Annotated in this window: 14 protein-coding genes and 1 tRNA gene; 10 read left to right on the plus strand and 5 right to left on the minus strand. The window is 65.9% G+C overall.

Annotated elements, in window-relative coordinates:
- Positions 1–112: 112 nt before the first annotated feature.
- Complete coding sequence (locus ACLBKS_RS15005) at positions 113–1,024, minus strand: helix-turn-helix transcriptional regulator (protein ID WP_410193619.1); 912 nt, start codon at positions 1,022–1,024, stop codon at positions 113–115.
- Between the two features lie 185 nt (positions 1,025–1,209).
- Between ACLBKS_RS15005 and ACLBKS_RS15010 the strand changes: the two genes are divergently transcribed.
- The 8 genes from ACLBKS_RS15010 to ACLBKS_RS15045 are packed head-to-tail and all read left to right on the plus strand — an operon-like array spanning position 1,210 to position 9,814.
- Positions 1,210–3,330 carry a TonB-dependent receptor gene (locus ACLBKS_RS15010; protein WP_410193620.1) on the plus strand — a complete coding sequence of 707 codons (2,121 nt, stop codon included), beginning with the start codon at positions 1,210–1,212 and terminating at the stop codon, positions 3,328–3,330.
- A 2-nt stretch (positions 3,331–3,332) separates the two neighbouring features.
- Entirely contained in the window at positions 3,333–4,226 is an 894-nt protein-coding gene (locus ACLBKS_RS15015) for an alpha/beta hydrolase (RefSeq protein WP_410193621.1), read from the plus strand.
- On the plus strand, positions 4,223–4,564 hold the full coding sequence (locus ACLBKS_RS15020) for a DUF2218 domain-containing protein (RefSeq protein ID WP_410193622.1): 342 nt from the start codon (positions 4,223–4,225) through the stop codon (positions 4,562–4,564). The genes ACLBKS_RS15015 and ACLBKS_RS15020 overlap by 4 nt, the downstream gene beginning before the upstream one ends.
- Positions 4,561–5,532, plus strand: a complete 972-nt coding sequence (gene fepB, locus ACLBKS_RS15025; RefSeq protein ID WP_410193623.1) for a Fe2+-enterobactin ABC transporter substrate-binding protein — start codon at positions 4,561–4,563, stop codon at positions 5,530–5,532. The genes ACLBKS_RS15020 and fepB overlap by 4 nt, the downstream gene beginning before the upstream one ends.
- Positions 5,529–6,566: a FecCD family ABC transporter permease gene (locus tag ACLBKS_RS15030; RefSeq protein ID WP_410193624.1), complete on the plus strand. Its 1,038-nt coding sequence runs from the start codon at positions 5,529–5,531 to the stop codon at positions 6,564–6,566. The genes fepB and ACLBKS_RS15030 overlap by 4 nt, the downstream gene beginning before the upstream one ends.
- Entirely contained in the window at positions 6,563–7,621 is a 1,059-nt protein-coding gene (locus ACLBKS_RS15035) for a FecCD family ABC transporter permease (RefSeq protein ID WP_410193625.1), read from the plus strand. The genes ACLBKS_RS15030 and ACLBKS_RS15035 overlap by 4 nt, the downstream gene beginning before the upstream one ends.
- Entirely contained in the window at positions 7,621–8,445 is an 825-nt protein-coding gene (locus ACLBKS_RS15040) for an ABC transporter ATP-binding protein (RefSeq protein WP_410193626.1), read from the plus strand. The genes ACLBKS_RS15035 and ACLBKS_RS15040 overlap by 1 nt, the downstream gene beginning before the upstream one ends.
- Positions 8,446–8,497: 52 nt before the next feature.
- On the plus strand, positions 8,498–9,814 hold the full coding sequence (locus ACLBKS_RS15045) for an NtaA/DmoA family FMN-dependent monooxygenase (RefSeq protein WP_410193627.1): 1,317 nt from the start codon (positions 8,498–8,500) through the stop codon (positions 9,812–9,814).
- Between the two features lie 94 nt (positions 9,815–9,908).
- On the opposite strand, the gene ACLBKS_RS15050 is transcribed toward ACLBKS_RS15045, so the two are convergent.
- Positions 9,909–9,984, minus strand: a tRNA-Arg gene (locus ACLBKS_RS15050).
- A 125-nt stretch (positions 9,985–10,109) separates the two neighbouring features.
- On the opposite strand from ACLBKS_RS15050, the gene ACLBKS_RS15055 reads away from it, so the two are divergent.
- Both ACLBKS_RS15055 and ACLBKS_RS15060 read left to right on the plus strand, forming a co-directional pair.
- Positions 10,110–10,619 (plus strand): c-type cytochrome, encoded by a 510-nt coding sequence (locus ACLBKS_RS15055; protein WP_410193628.1) that lies wholly within the window; start codon positions 10,110–10,112, stop codon positions 10,617–10,619.
- A gap of 166 nt (positions 10,620–10,785) precedes the next feature.
- Entirely contained in the window at positions 10,786–11,277 is a 492-nt protein-coding gene (locus tag ACLBKS_RS15060) for a low molecular weight protein-tyrosine-phosphatase (protein ID WP_410193629.1), read from the plus strand.
- A 62-nt stretch (positions 11,278–11,339) separates the two neighbouring features.
- On the opposite strand, the gene ACLBKS_RS15065 is transcribed toward ACLBKS_RS15060, so the two are convergent.
- The 3 genes from ACLBKS_RS15065 to ACLBKS_RS15075 all read right to left on the minus strand — a co-directional run bounded on the left by ACLBKS_RS15065 (position 11,340) and on the right by ACLBKS_RS15075 (position 14,410).
- On the minus strand, positions 11,340–12,638 hold the full coding sequence (locus ACLBKS_RS15065; protein WP_410193630.1) for a Glu/Leu/Phe/Val family dehydrogenase: 1,299 nt from the start codon (positions 12,636–12,638) through the stop codon (positions 11,340–11,342).
- 154 nt (positions 12,639–12,792) lie between these two features.
- Positions 12,793–13,398 carry a DUF2946 family protein gene (locus ACLBKS_RS15070; RefSeq protein ID WP_410193631.1) on the minus strand — a complete coding sequence of 202 codons (606 nt, stop codon included), beginning with the start codon at positions 13,396–13,398 and terminating at the stop codon, positions 12,793–12,795.
- On the minus strand, positions 13,391–14,410 hold the full coding sequence (locus ACLBKS_RS15075) for a YheT family hydrolase (RefSeq protein ID WP_410193632.1): 1,020 nt from the start codon (positions 14,408–14,410) through the stop codon (positions 13,391–13,393). The genes ACLBKS_RS15070 and ACLBKS_RS15075 overlap by 8 nt, the downstream gene beginning before the upstream one ends.
- Positions 14,411–14,455 lie beyond the last annotated feature (45 nt).

The following is a 14,455-nucleotide window of genomic DNA, read 5'->3' on the forward strand; positions in this document are numbered from 1 at the left end:
CGGCAGGACGTGAAGAAGCCGCGCGGCGGCCCGACCTGCGCTGTACCTGCAACGCCTGCGTGGCGATGCACCCGCGGGCATTCTAGCTGCCGTCGTGCGGCGCTGCCTCAGTTCAGCGATGCACGCACGCCGACGGCGGGTAGCCGAAAGTACGTTGGAACGCGCTGGAGAAATTCGACACGTTCGAGTACCCGGCCTGATAGCCCGCTTCCCCGACAGTCAATCGTCCGGCCAGAAGCTTGCTGCGCGCGGCCTTCAAACGTTCGGTGCGCTGAAATTCCATCACGGAGGTGCCATAGGCTGCTTTGAAGAGACGCTGCAGGGTGCTGACGCTCATGCCCAGTTCCCGCGCCAACGCCTCCGGCGTGGCCGCGCCGTCCATTGCGTCGCGCATGAGGCACTCACGGATCTTCCGCGCTCGTGCCATGTCCCGGTCTTTCACTATGGGGAACTCATCGGGTGCGTTCAAGTGAGCGCTTTCGTTCGTGATCCGCAGCGCCTGCTGAAGCATGGACAGGCCTGCGATGTAGGCCTCGAGCGAGTGCATGTCGCCCTCCTGCTGGCTCCGTTGCGTTAGGAGCTCCTGGGCGCAACGCAGCGCCTGGGGTGAGGGCGTCCACGTGGCGACCTGGGAACGCGGTTGGTCCAGGCAGATGTAGTCACGCAGTTCGCGCGGCAGGCGGATGCTCTCGACGCCTTCCAGCGGGACCGTGATGTTGACTTTGCGCACCCGCTGCCCTGCCTGGGTGTGACGCACCCGGCTGCCCGGCTGCGTCAACAGCCAGAGGTAGCCGACTGGCCCCTTGTCTGCGGACATGTGGCAAATCGTCTGGTTGATCGAGACCCGAATACTCCCTTCGAGCAGCAACATGACCGTCAGCTGGGCCGGCATGTCGAAACGCTGCGACAGCGTGCGCCGCTCCAGGGTGTCATTGGCGTGGATCTGCAGCTGAATGGAAAGGGTATCGAAGGCGCACAGGCCGTCCACCTGCTTGATCAAGGCATTGGATTCGGGCTCGGACAAGTCAGCGGAGCGAGAGGTTTTCACAGCAGATCCTTGCACGGGGTACCGGTATGCACCCCGCCCATAAGCAGTTGACCGTTTTCCATAAGCATAGCCCAATGAGAATGATTATCGTTGATTTACCTCAAATGCTGTGAATTTGAGCACTGTCAACCATGTCTTACCCGATGCACAGGAGTCTGCCCATGTCCGTCCCGTCTGTCTTGAAGCGCCCGGCTGCTGCCATGCTGCGCCGCCCTGGCCCCACCGCCCTGGCCCTGGCCTGTTCCCTGGCCACCCTGCCCTCGCTGACCATGGCCCAGGCCACAGAAGCGGCGGCGCTGCCGGCCATCACGGTCCTTGGGGAAAAGATGGGGCGCACCGCACAGGACTCGACGGCGGCCGTCACCGTGTTCACGGCCGAGGACATCGCAGCGAAGGACAAAAAGACCGTGCTGGAGTTGGTCTCCGAAGTGCCCAACGTGACGATCGGTGAATTCGGTGGCGTGGCGAACATCCGCGGCAGCAATGGCGCGGGCCCGGGGTTTTCGTCCCTGGCCTGGAAGGGCGCGACGCGCGCCCGCACAGCCACCATCGTCGATGGCGTGAGCCAGGTGTGGACCGGTGGCAACCTGCTGGGCACGGGCCTGTGGGATGTGGAGCAGCTCGAAGTACTGCGCGGCCCGCAGTCGACCATGCAAGGCCGTTCAGCCGTGGGCGGCGCGATCGTGGTCAAGAGCAAGGACCCGTCCTTCAAGCAGGAAGGCGCCTTGCGTCTGGGCACACAGGAAGCCAATGACAATCGCTTGAATCAAGCAGCCTTCGCGCTGTCGGGCCCCGTGTCGGACAGCCTGGCCTATCGCCTGAGCGCGGATGTCACGCGCGGACAGCACTTCATCGACTACGTGGACACGAACGCCAACGTGGACTACTCGTCGGACCCGGGCAAGGTGGAACGCAATGATTTCAAAGCCAAGCTGCTCTGGGCACCCGCGGACAACCCTGATCTGGGCAGCCGACTGGATCTGCAACACCAATCGCAAAAGGGTCCGTACTTGAATCAGGTCAACGTGGGTGACTCCGGCGATTACATGGCGTCGACGGACAAGGTGAACCACCGGATTGGCGACAGCACGATGAACACCGTCATCTCCAACACCACCTATCAACTGGATGCGCACCGATCGATCAACGTGCTGCTATCCGGCTCCAAGCTGGAAGCGGGCTTCACGCACAACCAAACAGCCCCCGCGGTCACGAACACGAACAACTACTTCGACTCGAAATCCACACAGGATGGACTGGGAGCGGAGGCCCGATTGAACCTGGGTTCGGCGACGTCCGGCACCCGGTCCATGGTGGGCGTGTCGTATTTCAAGGATGACCTGACCGTACTCGCGAAAAGCTACGCCGGAGCGATCCGCTATTCGGGGGACACAGCGACGGACGCGACCTCGATCTTCGGTGAAATCGACTACCCGGTGACCGAGCGCCTGGCGCTGCTGGCGGGTGGCCGTGTCGAGCGCGAGTCGCAAGACCGTTCAATCACCAACGGCACAGTGACCCAGACTCGGGATGCGAGCAAGACCTATGTGCTGCCGCGCGTGGGCGCGCGCTTCAAGTTTGACAAGGACACGATAGTCGGCTTGGACGTGCGCAAAGGCTACAACCCTGCTGGCATCAGCATGGACACGAACGATGGCAACATTTACGAGTACGACACGGAGTACGTCACGGCCACGGAAATCAGCCTGAAGAAATTGTTCAACGACGGCCGAGGTTCCTTGACGGTCAATGTGTTCAATAACGCGTTCAAGGACTACCAAGTCCGCAACGGCACCTACATCTCCAACGTCGACCAAGCGACCATACGCGGCATCGAACTCGCGGCGGCGACGGATCTGGGGCGCGGCACCCATGTCTACGCCAACGCGAGTTTCCAATCCAGCGAGGTGGAGAAGTTCGCGGCGAACACGGCCTATGAGGGCAATGAACTGCCCTACGCGGCGGCCCGAACCTACGGTCTGGGCGTCTCGCACCAGCTACTGCCTCAGTTGCAGCTCGGCGCCAACGCCAAGTACGTGGCAGCGTACTACGTGGACATCTCGAATGAAGCAGGCGCCACGGCGGGCCAGAAAGCCAAGGCCGGCGACTACACGCAGTTGGATGTGAGCGCGAGCTACGACGTCACCAAGCAGGCTTCGGTGCGTGCCTATGTGAACAACGTGACGGATGAGTACATCGTGAACACCTACTTCCAGGGCACCACCACGCAAGACGTGCTGGCGCCGCGCACCATCGGCGTCCAGCTCGACTACAAGTTCTGATGATGCAGACACCCGACCCCGGCGCATCGGCAGCCTTGCAGCTGCCCTACGTTCAGGTGCAGGATGTTCAGGACACCGCCAGCGGGGCGGTGCGCCGGCTGTTCATCAGCCGCGCCGGCCATCCGGCCGACGGTCCGGCGCAGCGCCTGCTGATCCTGCTGGATGGCAATCTGTCGGCGCCGCCAGCCGCCCTGATGCTGCAGACGCACGCGGACCGCAGCGCGCGGATCGCTTGTGGCCTGCCGCCTTGCATGGTGGTCGGTGTCGGTTACCCGGACGCCCGCTTCCATGACCGCGCGCGACGCGTGCAGGACTTCCTGCCCGCCTTGCCGCCAGGCCGGGATGCGCAGGCCTGGGACAGCGGCGCAGCCGATGCCTTCGCCGATTTCCTCGACGGGCAATTGCTGCCCTGGCTGGAAGCCCAGCAAGGCAGCACCCTGAGCGAGATTGGCCTCTACGGCCATTCCTACGGCGGCTTGTTCACCCTGTACAAACTGCTGCGGCAGCCCGGTCGTTTCCATGCCTTCTTCAGCATCAGCCCCTCGCTTTGGTGGGCTGATGGCTGGTTGCTGACTCAGTTGACCGAGGCCGATGCACGCTGTCGAGGACGAACGGTGTACCTGGGCATCGGCGCCGATGAACGGGCCCTGCCCGGCGACGATGCCCAGCGTGTCGCGCAACACGCGCACCGCGACGTGCAAGGCCGGTTTGCCCAGCTCGCGACGGAACTCCAATCCCGCACGGGCGCCGACACCCGACTGCAGATCGAAACCCTGGCCGGCGAAGACCACGGCTCGGTGATTTACCCCACCCTCACCCGCGCGGTTCGCTGGTTGACCCTAGCACCACCACGCGCCCGGAACACCTCCCCAGACACCGCCAGACCCGCCCCGTGAACTACGCATCCACCCACATCGACACGGCCATCGCCGCCAAGTACATCCTCAAGCTGTGCCGGCACTTCGCGCACAAGGTCCCCGCGCGGTTCACCGAGCTCGACGGGCAAGTCCGTTTCGAGCAGGGGCAATGCGTCATGAAAGCCAGCGCCGAGGGGCTGTCTGTCTACCTGCAGGCCGACGCGAACGAGAAAATCAAGGTCATGCAGTTCATCATCGACGACCACCTCAAACGCTTCGCCCGCTTCGAGACCCTGTCCTACCAGTGGCAGGCCGAGGTGCCTGCCGCCCTCCACTCCGAACTTCAGGCCCTGACCGATCCGAGAGCGCTGCCATGAAGAAACTGCTGCGCACCCTGCTGCTGGCCTGCGGCGTCGGGCTCGCAACCCTGTCGATCATGCCGTCCATGGCGAGCGCGGCCGGCGCTGGCGACACTTGGCCGGTGATCCACCGCAACCCGGACGGTTCGCAGGTCAGCATCCCGGCGCGCCCCCAGCGCATCCTGTCCACCTCGGTCACGCTCACCGGCTCGCTGCTGGCCATCGACGCGCCCGTGGTGGCCTCGTCCACCAACGGCAACAAGCGCTTCTTTGATCAGTGGGCGAAGGTCGCCGAGGAGCGCAAGGTGCAACGCCTGTGGGCGCTCAACGCGGTGGACCTGGAAGCGGTCTACTTGGTCAAGCCGGACCTGATCGTCGTGTCCAGCAGCGGTGCCGACTCGGCCCTCGAATCGGTGCGCGCACTGTCGGAGATCGCCCCCACAATCGTCGTCGATTACGGCTCCCACAGCTGGCAGGAGGTGAGCCGCCAGCTCGGGCGTGCCACCGGGCTCTCGAACCGGGCGGAGGCACGGATCACGGAATTCACCGAGAAGACACGCAAGGTGGCACAGGCCATCCGCGTACCGGAAGGCTTGACGGCCATCGTCAGCTACAACGGGCCGGGCATGATCAACCCGGTTGCCATGCCGCAGGGTTCGCATGGCAGCCTGCTCGGCGCGCTCGGTTTCCGCATGGAAGCGCCGGACCCGCGCTGGCACAGCGGCTTGGACGCGCGGGATGATTTCGTCAAGGCTCAGTATGAGCACCTGAGCGCGCTCCAGGCGCGTACGGTGTTCTTGCTGCGCCAGGACGACAACGATGTGGACGCACTGCTGCGCGACAAGGTGCTGGCGCGCATGCCAGCCGTGCAGCTGAAACAGGTGTACGGACTGGGCAAGAACTCCTTCCGCGTCGATTACTACAGCGCTAACGAGATCGTCGATTCAATCCAACGACGCTTCGCCAAAGGCAACACGACACGATGAGTGGATCGACCGGGAATCGCAGCGCTCCCCTATCGGCGGCACAACGGCGCCTGTTCGCCCTTGGGCTGCTGCTGAGCCTGCCCCTGCTGGGCTTGTTCAGCCTGGCGGTCGGCTCCAAGCCGGTGGCCTGGGCCACGGTGCTCGACGCGGTGCGCGCCTTCGACCCGACCCAGCCCGACCACCTGCTGGTGATCCACCTGCGCCTGCCTCGCCTGCTGATCGGCGTATTGGTAGGCGCTGCGCTGGGCGCGGCCGGCCTGCTGATCCAGGCCGTCACGCGCAACGCGCTGGCCGACCCCGGCATCCTCGGCGTCAACGCGGGCGCGAGCCTGGGCGTCGTCGTGGCGCTGGCGCTGTTCGGTCAGCTGAACATGGGCTCGCAGATCTTCGCCGCCATGGTCGGCGCGTTTGTCGCGGGCTTGGCGGTGATGCTTCTTGCCGGGGCCGGCACGGTAAGCTCCAGTCCCACCCGCATCGTGCTCGCTGGCGTGGCCGTGTCGGCTGTCTTGCTGTCCTTGTCCCAGTTGGTGATGATCAACAGCACGGACCAGGTGTTCGACCATTACCGCAACTGGGTGGTGGGTGCGCTCGAAGGCCGCGGCCCGGACGTGCTGCTCACCACCTTGCCCTTCGTGCTCGCCGGGTTGGCCCTGGCGTTGTACGTCTCCGGCCACCTGGACGCGCTTGGCCTGGGGCAGGACATGGGCCTGGCGCTGGGCGTGCACCGCCCACTGGTCCTGGGTCTGTCCTTGCTGACCATCGTGCTGCTGGCCGGCGCGGCCACTGCGGCGGTCGGACCCATTGCCTTTCTGGGTCTGATCGCGCCGCACCTGGCGCGGGCGTTGGTGGGCCCCAACCACCGGCGCCTGCTGGGCTGGTCGGTGCTGCTGGCGATCTTCACCCTGCTGTTGGCCGACATCGCGGGGCGCGTGCTGGCACCCCCGGCGGACCTGGGCGCCGGTCTGATGGTGGCCCTGATCGGCGGTCCTTTCTTCGTGATGTTGGCCCGGCGCGACCGGCTGTCCGAGCTGTGACAACGAACCAAGTTCCCGCTCAAGCCCAGCGACTGCGCGTGCTGCGTTGGCGCGGACATTCCGTGCAATGGGTGCCGCGCCAGTTGCTGGTGTCGCTGCTGTTGCTCGCCGCGCTGGCACTGCTGGTGCTGCCGGCGCTGGGCACCGGGCGAATCTCGCTGAGCGGCTCGCATGCGCTGGACATCCTGTTCAGCGGCGGCGGCTCGGCGCTGGAACGCAAGGTGGTGTTCGACATCCGCCTGCCACGCGTGCTGACCGCATTGCTCACCGGCGCCGCGCTGGCGACGGCCGGCGCCATCTTCCAGTCGCTCTCGCGCAACCCGCTGGGCTCGCCGGACGTGATCGGCTTCACCACCGGCGCGGCCTCGGGCGCGGTGGTGTATTTCATTTTGGGCGGCACTTCCACCGTGACCTCCGCGGCCTTCGCCGTTGCCTCCGGATTGCTGACCGCGCTGGTGGTGTTCGCGCTGTCCCTGCGGGGCGGCGCGGTGGCCAGCCACCGCCTGGTGCTGGTCGGCATCGGCATCGGCGCCACGCTCTCGGCGCTCAACGAAGCCGTGCTGCTGCGCGGCGAACTGCAGCAGGCCCTCACGGCCCAGCTGTGGCTGTCCGGCTCGCTGAACGCGCGCAACTGGAACCACGCGCTGCCGCTGCTGGTCGGCCTGGTCGTGTTGCTGCCTGTCGTGCTGCTGGGACAGTCGCGCCTCATGTTGCTGGAGATGGGCGACGACCTCGCACGCCAGCTCGGCGTGCACGCGCTCCGCGTCAAGGCCCTGATGGCCTTCTGCGCCGTGCTGTTGGCCTCGCTGGCCACCGGCGCGGCCGGGCCCATCGCCTTCATCGCCCTGGCCGCGCCACGTCTTGCCGCCTTCCTCACCGGGGACCACGGCCGCCCGCTCTGGCCCGCCGCGCTGACCGGTGCCTTGCTGCTGCTCAGCGTGGACGTGATCGGCCAGACGGTGCCGTTCGAACTCAACCTGCCCGTGGGCCTCATGACCGCGCTCATCGGCGGCGTGTACCTGGTCTTCGCCATCCCCCGACTGAGGTCGCTCTGATGCATCCCCTGTTTGCCGGCTCCGGCCTGCGCCTCGCCTACCACCAGCGCGTCATCTGCGACGAGCTGGAAGTGCATATTCCGCGCGGCCAGATCACCACCATCATCGGCCCCAACGGCTGCGGCAAGTCCACCCTGTTGCGCGCCCTGTGCCGCCTCATCGAACCGCGTGCCGGACAGGTGCGCTTCGACGACCGTGCGCTGGCGGACTTCGGGCGGCGCGCGCTGGCGCGGCGCGTGGGCTTTCTGCCGCAAGTGTCCACCGTGCCGCCGGGCATCAGCGTGCGGGAACTGGTGTCGCGCGGACGCTTTCCGTACCAGGGTTTCTTGCGCCAGTGGAGCCGCGAGGACGAAGCGGCCGTGGCACGCGCTCTGGCCGAGACCGGCCTGAGCGACAGCGCCGACCGGCTGGTGGAACAGCTGTCCGGCGGCCAGCGCCAACGGGTCTGGATCGCCCTGGTGCTGGCGCAGGACACCGAGGTGTTAATGCTCGACGAGCCCACCACCTACCTCGACATCGCGCACCAGCTGGAGGTGCTGGAGCTCTGCCGCAGGCTCAACACCGAACTGGGCAAGTCGCTGGTGATGGTGCTGCACGACCTCAACCTGGCGGCCCGTTACTCGCACCATCTGATCGCCATGAAAGATGGGCGCATCGTGGCCACGGGCGCTCCGGCGGACCTGCTCACGCCCGAACGCCTCAGGGACGTGTTCGGCATCCAGGCGCAGGTGATGCGTGACCCCGTCACAGCCTCGCCCCTGGTGGTGCCGATGGCGTCTCTCCACCATGCCACGTCGCCAGCGGCTCCGGGAGAACGCGCATGAACGGCACCCCGAGCCCCAACGCACGCGACTAGCGCTACGAAAAGGCGAACCCATGACACGACGACACCTGATCGCGGGCCTTTCGCTCGCCAGCACCTGGCTTTCGGGTAGCGCCTGGCGGCGTGCCGACAGCCAGGTCGAACGGCACCACGACGTGGATCTGTACGTGGCGCTGGCCCAGCGCGCAGAGCAGGCTGGCCTGGATTTCGTGTTCCGGCCCGACACGGTATTCCTTGATCCACTGTCACAGGCACAAGGCCCGGGTACCAGCGCCATGGACCCGACCCTGCTGCTGACCTGCGTGGCCCGCGCGACCCGCCATATCGGCCTGGTAACCACCATCTCCACCAGCTTTCAGGAACCTTTCCACATCGCCCGCACGCTCGAATCCCTGCAGTTGATCAGTGGTGGCCGGGCCGGATGGAACCTGGTCACCGGGCTCGAAGGGCAAGACAACTTCGGTCATCGGCCATTCCTCGAAGCAGGCGCCCGCTACCGACAGGCTGAGGAAAGCCTGCAGGTGGTGCAAGCGCTGTTGCGCAGCTACCCGGACCAGGCGCTACGGCAAGACCGCAGCAGCGGCCTGTACGCCGACACGCGAGCCATTCGCCCGATCGAGCACCAAGGTACATACTTTCAGGTACGAGGGCCGCTGTCCTTGCCTGCCGGTCGGCATGGCCGCATCCCGGTCTTCCAAGCCGGTGCCTCCGAAGATGGCCGAGGCTTCGCTGCCCGCCACGCTGACGCGGTGTTTGCCGCCACGCCCACGCTGGAAGCAGCCAGGGAACTGCGCACCGAACTCCGGCAAGGAGCCTTGCAAAACGGCCGCGCCGCGCACGACATCCGCATGCTGCCTGGCCTGAGTCTCTACCTTGCCGACTCGCAGAGCGAAGCGCAGGCGCTGTTCGAACAGGCACAAGTCCACCTCGGTCGGGCACAACGCCTCGCGAAGCTGGCGTCGATCCTCGGTATCGCCGTGGACGGCCTGCCCACCAATCGTCGGCTCGGCCCTGATGATTTTCCGGAACCGCTTCTGCCCGTGCGCAGCCGGACCCATGCGGAGCTAGTTCGTCGCCACATCGCCGACCACCGCCCCACCCTGAACGCACTGCTCGAAGCCCCTGAAGTCGTTGCATCGGCCCATTGGCAGATCGTGGGCACGCCCGAGAAGGCTGCGGAGGAAATCTTGGCTTGGCTTGATGCGGACGCAATCGACGGCGTGATCGCCTTGCCCGGAGGCAGTCTAGGTTCCGCGGAGTTGTTTATCCATGCGGTTGTGCCCGCCTTGAGATCGGCCGGATGCCTGGCCACCCAGGATAGCGTTGGCCTCGGCTTGCTACAGCGCCTGCAAGGCGCGCGTCCGACCTGAATTGGGTCCGGCCCACAAGCGTCACACGCAAAAAAAACGCCACCCGGTGCGAGTGGCGCATCTGTGCGCGTTGCGTGAGAGCCATCGTGTGCGATGGTGCGGCTGGCGGGGATCGAACCCACGACCCTTGGCTTCGGAGGCCAATACTCTATCCACTGAGCTACAGCCGCGTCGTGCGCGTGAGGCGCGATTGTAGGCGGTTTCGCCGCTGTCAGGCGGGGCCTGAGGGGGCGCCAAAGCTATAATCCCGGCCGATTGCAAGTCATCCATTCCCAGGAATTCCAAGGATTTAGACATGAGCGCACAACAACACGAAGAAGCCCATACGGGCCCGATCAAGACGCCCAAGCAAGTGATGTGGGTGTCCATGGCGGCGTTCGTGCTCCCGGTTTTCATCATCATCGGCCTGGTGTTCTTCGTGGTGTCGGGCCAGAAGCCCGCGGCGGGTGCCAGCAACATGGAAAAGTCCGTGGCGGAGCGCATCCAAAAGGTTGGAACGGTGGAAATCCGTGACGCCAACCGTCCGCTCAAGAGCGGCGAGGCCGTCTACCAAGCCCAGTGCGTGGCCTGCCACGGTGCGGGCTTGGCCGGTGCGCCCAAGTTTGGCGACCGCGGTGCCTGGGCCGCTCGCATCAAGAACAGCTTCGACAGCCTGGTGACGTCCGCTCTCAAGGGCAAGGGCGCCATGGCGGCCCAGGGTGGTGGTGAGCACAACGACACCGAGATCGCACGTGCCGTGGCCTTCATGGCCAACGCCGCAGGCGCCAAGTTCGCCGAGCCCGCCGCTCCGGCCGCTGCGAAGTAATTGGTTGCTTGGGCCCTGGGCCCCTGCCACGACAAAGCCGGTCCTCGACCGGCTTTGTCATTTGGGCTTAGACCACTGACAGACTCGACTGTCCCGTGCCGCACCCGCACCCGCCCCGTCGCCCCGTGATCCGCCTGCCAACGTCACCAGACACCCCCGAGACACGATGACCAAGGATCGCCCCGACTACGCCGTGCTCTTCGTCTGCACCGGCAACATCTGCCGCAGTCCCACCGCACACGGCGTTTTCCTGAAGCAGGTGCAACTGGCCGGTTTGCAGCGGCGCGTGCTGGTGGATTCGGCGGGCACCCACGGTTATCACGTGGGCGATCCGCCGGATGGGCGCAGCCAGGCGCATGCGGCGCGGCGTGGCTATGACTTGTCTGGCCTGCGCGCACGCCGCGTCGAAGAGGACGACTTCGCACGCCATGACCTGATCCTCGCCATGGATCAGGGACATCTCGCGCTGTTGACCCAACGTTGCCCGCCCGAGCTGCGCCACAAGCTCCAAGCTTTCACACGCTGGTGCCAGCAGTCCTCTGCCACCGAGGTGCCAGACCCTTACTACGGTGACGCACGGGGTTTCGAGCAGGTGCTGGACCTGGTCGAGGACGCTTGCACGGGCCTGCTCTCGCATGTGCGAGAGCAGTTGGGCTGAGGCGCGACCGCAGCCGCGAGCGGCGGCGCGCGCGCCTGCGCTGCCCCGCCTGCCTCGCTAGATCAGGGATACAAACCGCGCAATTCGCGCGCTTCCAGCACCCGGGTGCAAGCGATCACGAAGGCTGCGGTGCGCAGAGCCAGCTTGCGTTCCTGACCCAGATCCCAAATGGCACGGAAGGCGTCGCTGAGCGCGCGGTCCAGGCGGGCGTTGATGTCGGCTTCGGTCCAGAAGAAGGACGAGGCGTTCTGCACCCACTCAAAATAGCTCACGGTCACGCCGCCTGCGTTGGCCAGCACGTCGGGCAACACGATGGCGCCTCGCGCCAGCAGAATATCCTCGGCCTGCGGAGTCGTCGGGCCGTTGGCGCCTTCGACCACGAGCTTGGCGCGGATGCGCCCCGCGTTGTCGGCCGTGATCTGGTTCTCCAGTGCGGCGGGCAACATGACCTCGCACTCGACGTCCCAGAATTTGTCGTTGCTGATGCGCTCCACGCCCGGGAAGTCCAGCAGCGTACCCTCGCGCCGAGCCAGGAAGGCCGTCAACGCGTGCGGATCAATGCCGTCCGCCTTGTAGATGCTGCCCGCCACGTCCTGGATAGCCACGATGCGCGCGCCGTTCTCGTGGAACACGCGCGCTGCCGCATTGCCCACGTTGCCAAAGCCTTGCACGGCCACGCGCGTGCCTTTCATCTCCATGCCCAGGCGCTGCATGGCTTCGCGCGCCACGACGAAGCAACCACGACCCGTGGCGTCACGTCGGCCCAGGCTGCCGCCCAGGGTGATGGGCTTGCCCGTGACCACGCCGGTGCTGGTGGCGCCGACGTTCATGGAGTAGGTGTCCATCATCCACGCCATGATGCGCTCGTTGGTGTTGACGTCGGGCGCCGGGATGTCGCGCTCGGGGCCGATGATGAGGCCAATCTCGCTGGTGTAGCGACGGGTCAGGCGCTCCAGTTCGCTCATCGACAGCTGCTTCGGGTCGACACGGATGCCGCCCTTGGCGCCGCCGTAGGGCAGGTTGACGGCCGCGTTCTTCACGGTCATCCAGCCCGCCAGGGCCATCACTTCGGACAGGGTCACGCCGGGGTGGTAACGCACCCCGCCCTTGCCCGGCCCGCGCGACACGTTGTGCTGCACGCGGTAGCCCTCGAAGTGCCGCACCGTGCCATCGTCCATGTGGATGGGCACGTCGACGATCAAGGAGCGCTTGGGACGGCGCAGGGTATCGGCCCAGACGCTGAGCTTGCCCAGGTGGGGCAGCACGCGATCAACTTGTTCAAGGAATGTGGCCCAGGGCCCCAGGTCGGCGGGGTTCAGGTAGGAGGGCAGGTTGGGATGGTTGGACAGAGAAAGACTCATGAGAGCTCCTGTGGATAGAGGCAAGGCACCCTCTTGGTGGCTTGCGGTGCCGATTGTGCCGCCTGGACCTTACAGCCCATGTCGAGGTTTGCACCAGCGCGGGCTTTTCACCGGTTCAGGGCCTGTTTTTCCGCGTCTCTCGGCCTGCGGCGCATCAGGCCGGGTGCCCACGATCGTTGGTGAGGGTAGAGAGCAGGTTCGCGGGGCTGCGCACAAACCCATAACGCGCTGGCAACTCCGCTGCCAGAACGGCTTCTGGCTGCCATCGTCCGGCTTCCACCAGATCCGCGGCCAGGGCCATGTCCTGGGTGTGGACCAGGCCCAAACCCAGCGTCGTGTGCAGGTACAGCCGACCTGTTTCGTCGAGCAAGCAAGTTTTCGGTGCGACGGGCGTGCCGCTGTGCGCGTACACGCTGACCTGGGTCACCAGCGCCGCAGACGGGTCTTGCGACGCGCGCTGCGCGTGCAGGCGCCAGACCCAGGGCGTGGCCTGCAGTTCCACGAACACGCGCTGCGGGCCATTCTGAAAATACCAACAGCCCCGCGCATCACTCGCGTAGTTGCGCTGGATGAAGTCGATCAGCTTTTCGTGTTTCAGCAGCGAGCCCTTGGCCCCGGGCAATCCGCTGTCGAAGGCGCCCGCCGCCTGGGCGCGGTCATCCCGCATCCACCAGTTGCCACGCTCGTCGAGACCGAGCCAGCCATAGCAGTCCGGCACGTTGGGCCACTTGGCCATGGCCTGGCGGACCAGGTCATCCATGGGCCGCCAGCTCGCGTTTCACGTTCACACCCGCTGCGTTCAGCAACCAGTCACCCACGGCACGCGGCATGTCCATGACATGACCGGCAGGCCAGCGCCCGCAAGGGAAGCCCACATGCCCCCCGTGCTTCGGCTGCCACAGCGTGACGTAGCGCCCTGCGTCCTGCGCCCGAGGCAGGCTGTGCGCAGGCACGAAAGGGTCATTGCGCGCATTGAGCGCCAAGGCGGGCAGGCGGATGGCGGAGAGATACGGCTTCGCTGAGGCCCGGAACCAGTAGTCGTCGGTATTGCGAAAGCCATGCAACGGAGCCGTGAACACATCGTCGAACTCGTACAGGGTGCGCGCCTGTCGCAGACGTTCACGGTCGAACAGGCCCGGGTGCTGGTTCCATTTGGCCAAGGCCTTGGGTTTCATGGTCGAGAGGAACATGCGCGTGTAAACCTGCCGGTTGAAACCGCGGCCGATGGCATGCCCACCAGCGGCCAGGTCCAGGGGCGAACACACCGCGGCCACCGCATCCGCCACTGGTGCGGCGGCATCGCCCAGTTCCCCGGCCCACCGCAGCAGCGCATTGCCGCCCAGCGAGATGCCCACCGCGATCAGGTGCTGTCCCGGCTTGTCAAAGCGCGCGCGCAGGCGCCGCAAGATCCAGTCGATCTCTTGCCAGTCCCCGGAGTGGTAGGCCCGTGGGGCGCGATTGAGCTCGCCGCTGCATCCGCGAAAGTGGGGCACAGCGTAAGCCAGCCCTTGCTCACGTGCCCAACCCGCATAGGCTTGTGCGTACTGACTTTGCGTGGAGCCCTCCAATCCGTGGAAGAGCACCAACAGTCCGGCAGGAGCGTCGCCTGCGTCCTGCAGCCAGTCCACATCGATGAAGTCGCCATCGGGGGTGTTCCAGCGCTCACGGTCAAACCGGGGCGCGGGCCCCCGAACACGCTGGCCATAAAGGGCCGGCCAAATGGTCTGCAAATGGCCGCCAGGCAGCCAGAGGGGGGCACGGTAGTTCTGCATGGACCGCTGATTGTCGCTCGACGTTCATTCGTCCGTCATGTGCGA

The organism is Hylemonella sp. W303a (assembly GCF_046452315.1).
Classification (GTDB): Bacteria; Pseudomonadota; Gammaproteobacteria; order Burkholderiales; family Burkholderiaceae_C; genus Hylemonella.

What these genes read in the sequence shown, in the direction of transcription:
- ACLBKS_RS15040 (WP_410193626.1), top strand. Translation starts at nt 7,621, where the DNA reads ATGCATCCCCTGTTTGCCGGCTCCGGCCTGCGCCTCGCCTACCACCAG.
- fepB (WP_410193623.1), top strand. Translation starts at nt 4,561, where the DNA reads ATGAAGAAACTGCTGCGCACCCTGCTGCTGGCCTGCGGCGTCGGGCTC.
- ACLBKS_RS15015 (WP_410193621.1), top strand. Translation starts at nt 3,333, where the DNA reads ATGCAGACACCCGACCCCGGCGCATCGGCAGCCTTGCAGCTGCCCTAC.
- ACLBKS_RS15030 (WP_410193624.1), top strand. Translation starts at nt 5,529, where the DNA reads ATGAGTGGATCGACCGGGAATCGCAGCGCTCCCCTATCGGCGGCACAA.
- ACLBKS_RS15065 (WP_410193630.1), bottom strand. Translation starts at nt 12,638, where the DNA reads ATGAGTCTTTCTCTGTCCAACCATCCCAACCTGCCCTCCTACCTGAAC.
- ACLBKS_RS15055 (WP_410193628.1), top strand. Translation starts at nt 10,110, where the DNA reads ATGAGCGCACAACAACACGAAGAAGCCCATACGGGCCCGATCAAGACG.
- ACLBKS_RS15070 (WP_410193631.1), bottom strand. Translation starts at nt 13,398, where the DNA reads ATGGATGACCTGGTCCGCCAGGCCATGGCCAAGTGGCCCAACGTGCCG.
- ACLBKS_RS15075 (WP_410193632.1), bottom strand. Translation starts at nt 14,410, where the DNA reads ATGCAGAACTACCGTGCCCCCCTCTGGCTGCCTGGCGGCCATTTGCAG.
- ACLBKS_RS15010 (WP_410193620.1), top strand. Translation starts at nt 1,210, where the DNA reads ATGTCCGTCCCGTCTGTCTTGAAGCGCCCGGCTGCTGCCATGCTGCGC.
- ACLBKS_RS15060 (WP_410193629.1), top strand. Translation starts at nt 10,786, where the DNA reads ATGACCAAGGATCGCCCCGACTACGCCGTGCTCTTCGTCTGCACCGGC.
- ACLBKS_RS15045 (WP_410193627.1), top strand. Translation starts at nt 8,498, where the DNA reads ATGACACGACGACACCTGATCGCGGGCCTTTCGCTCGCCAGCACCTGG.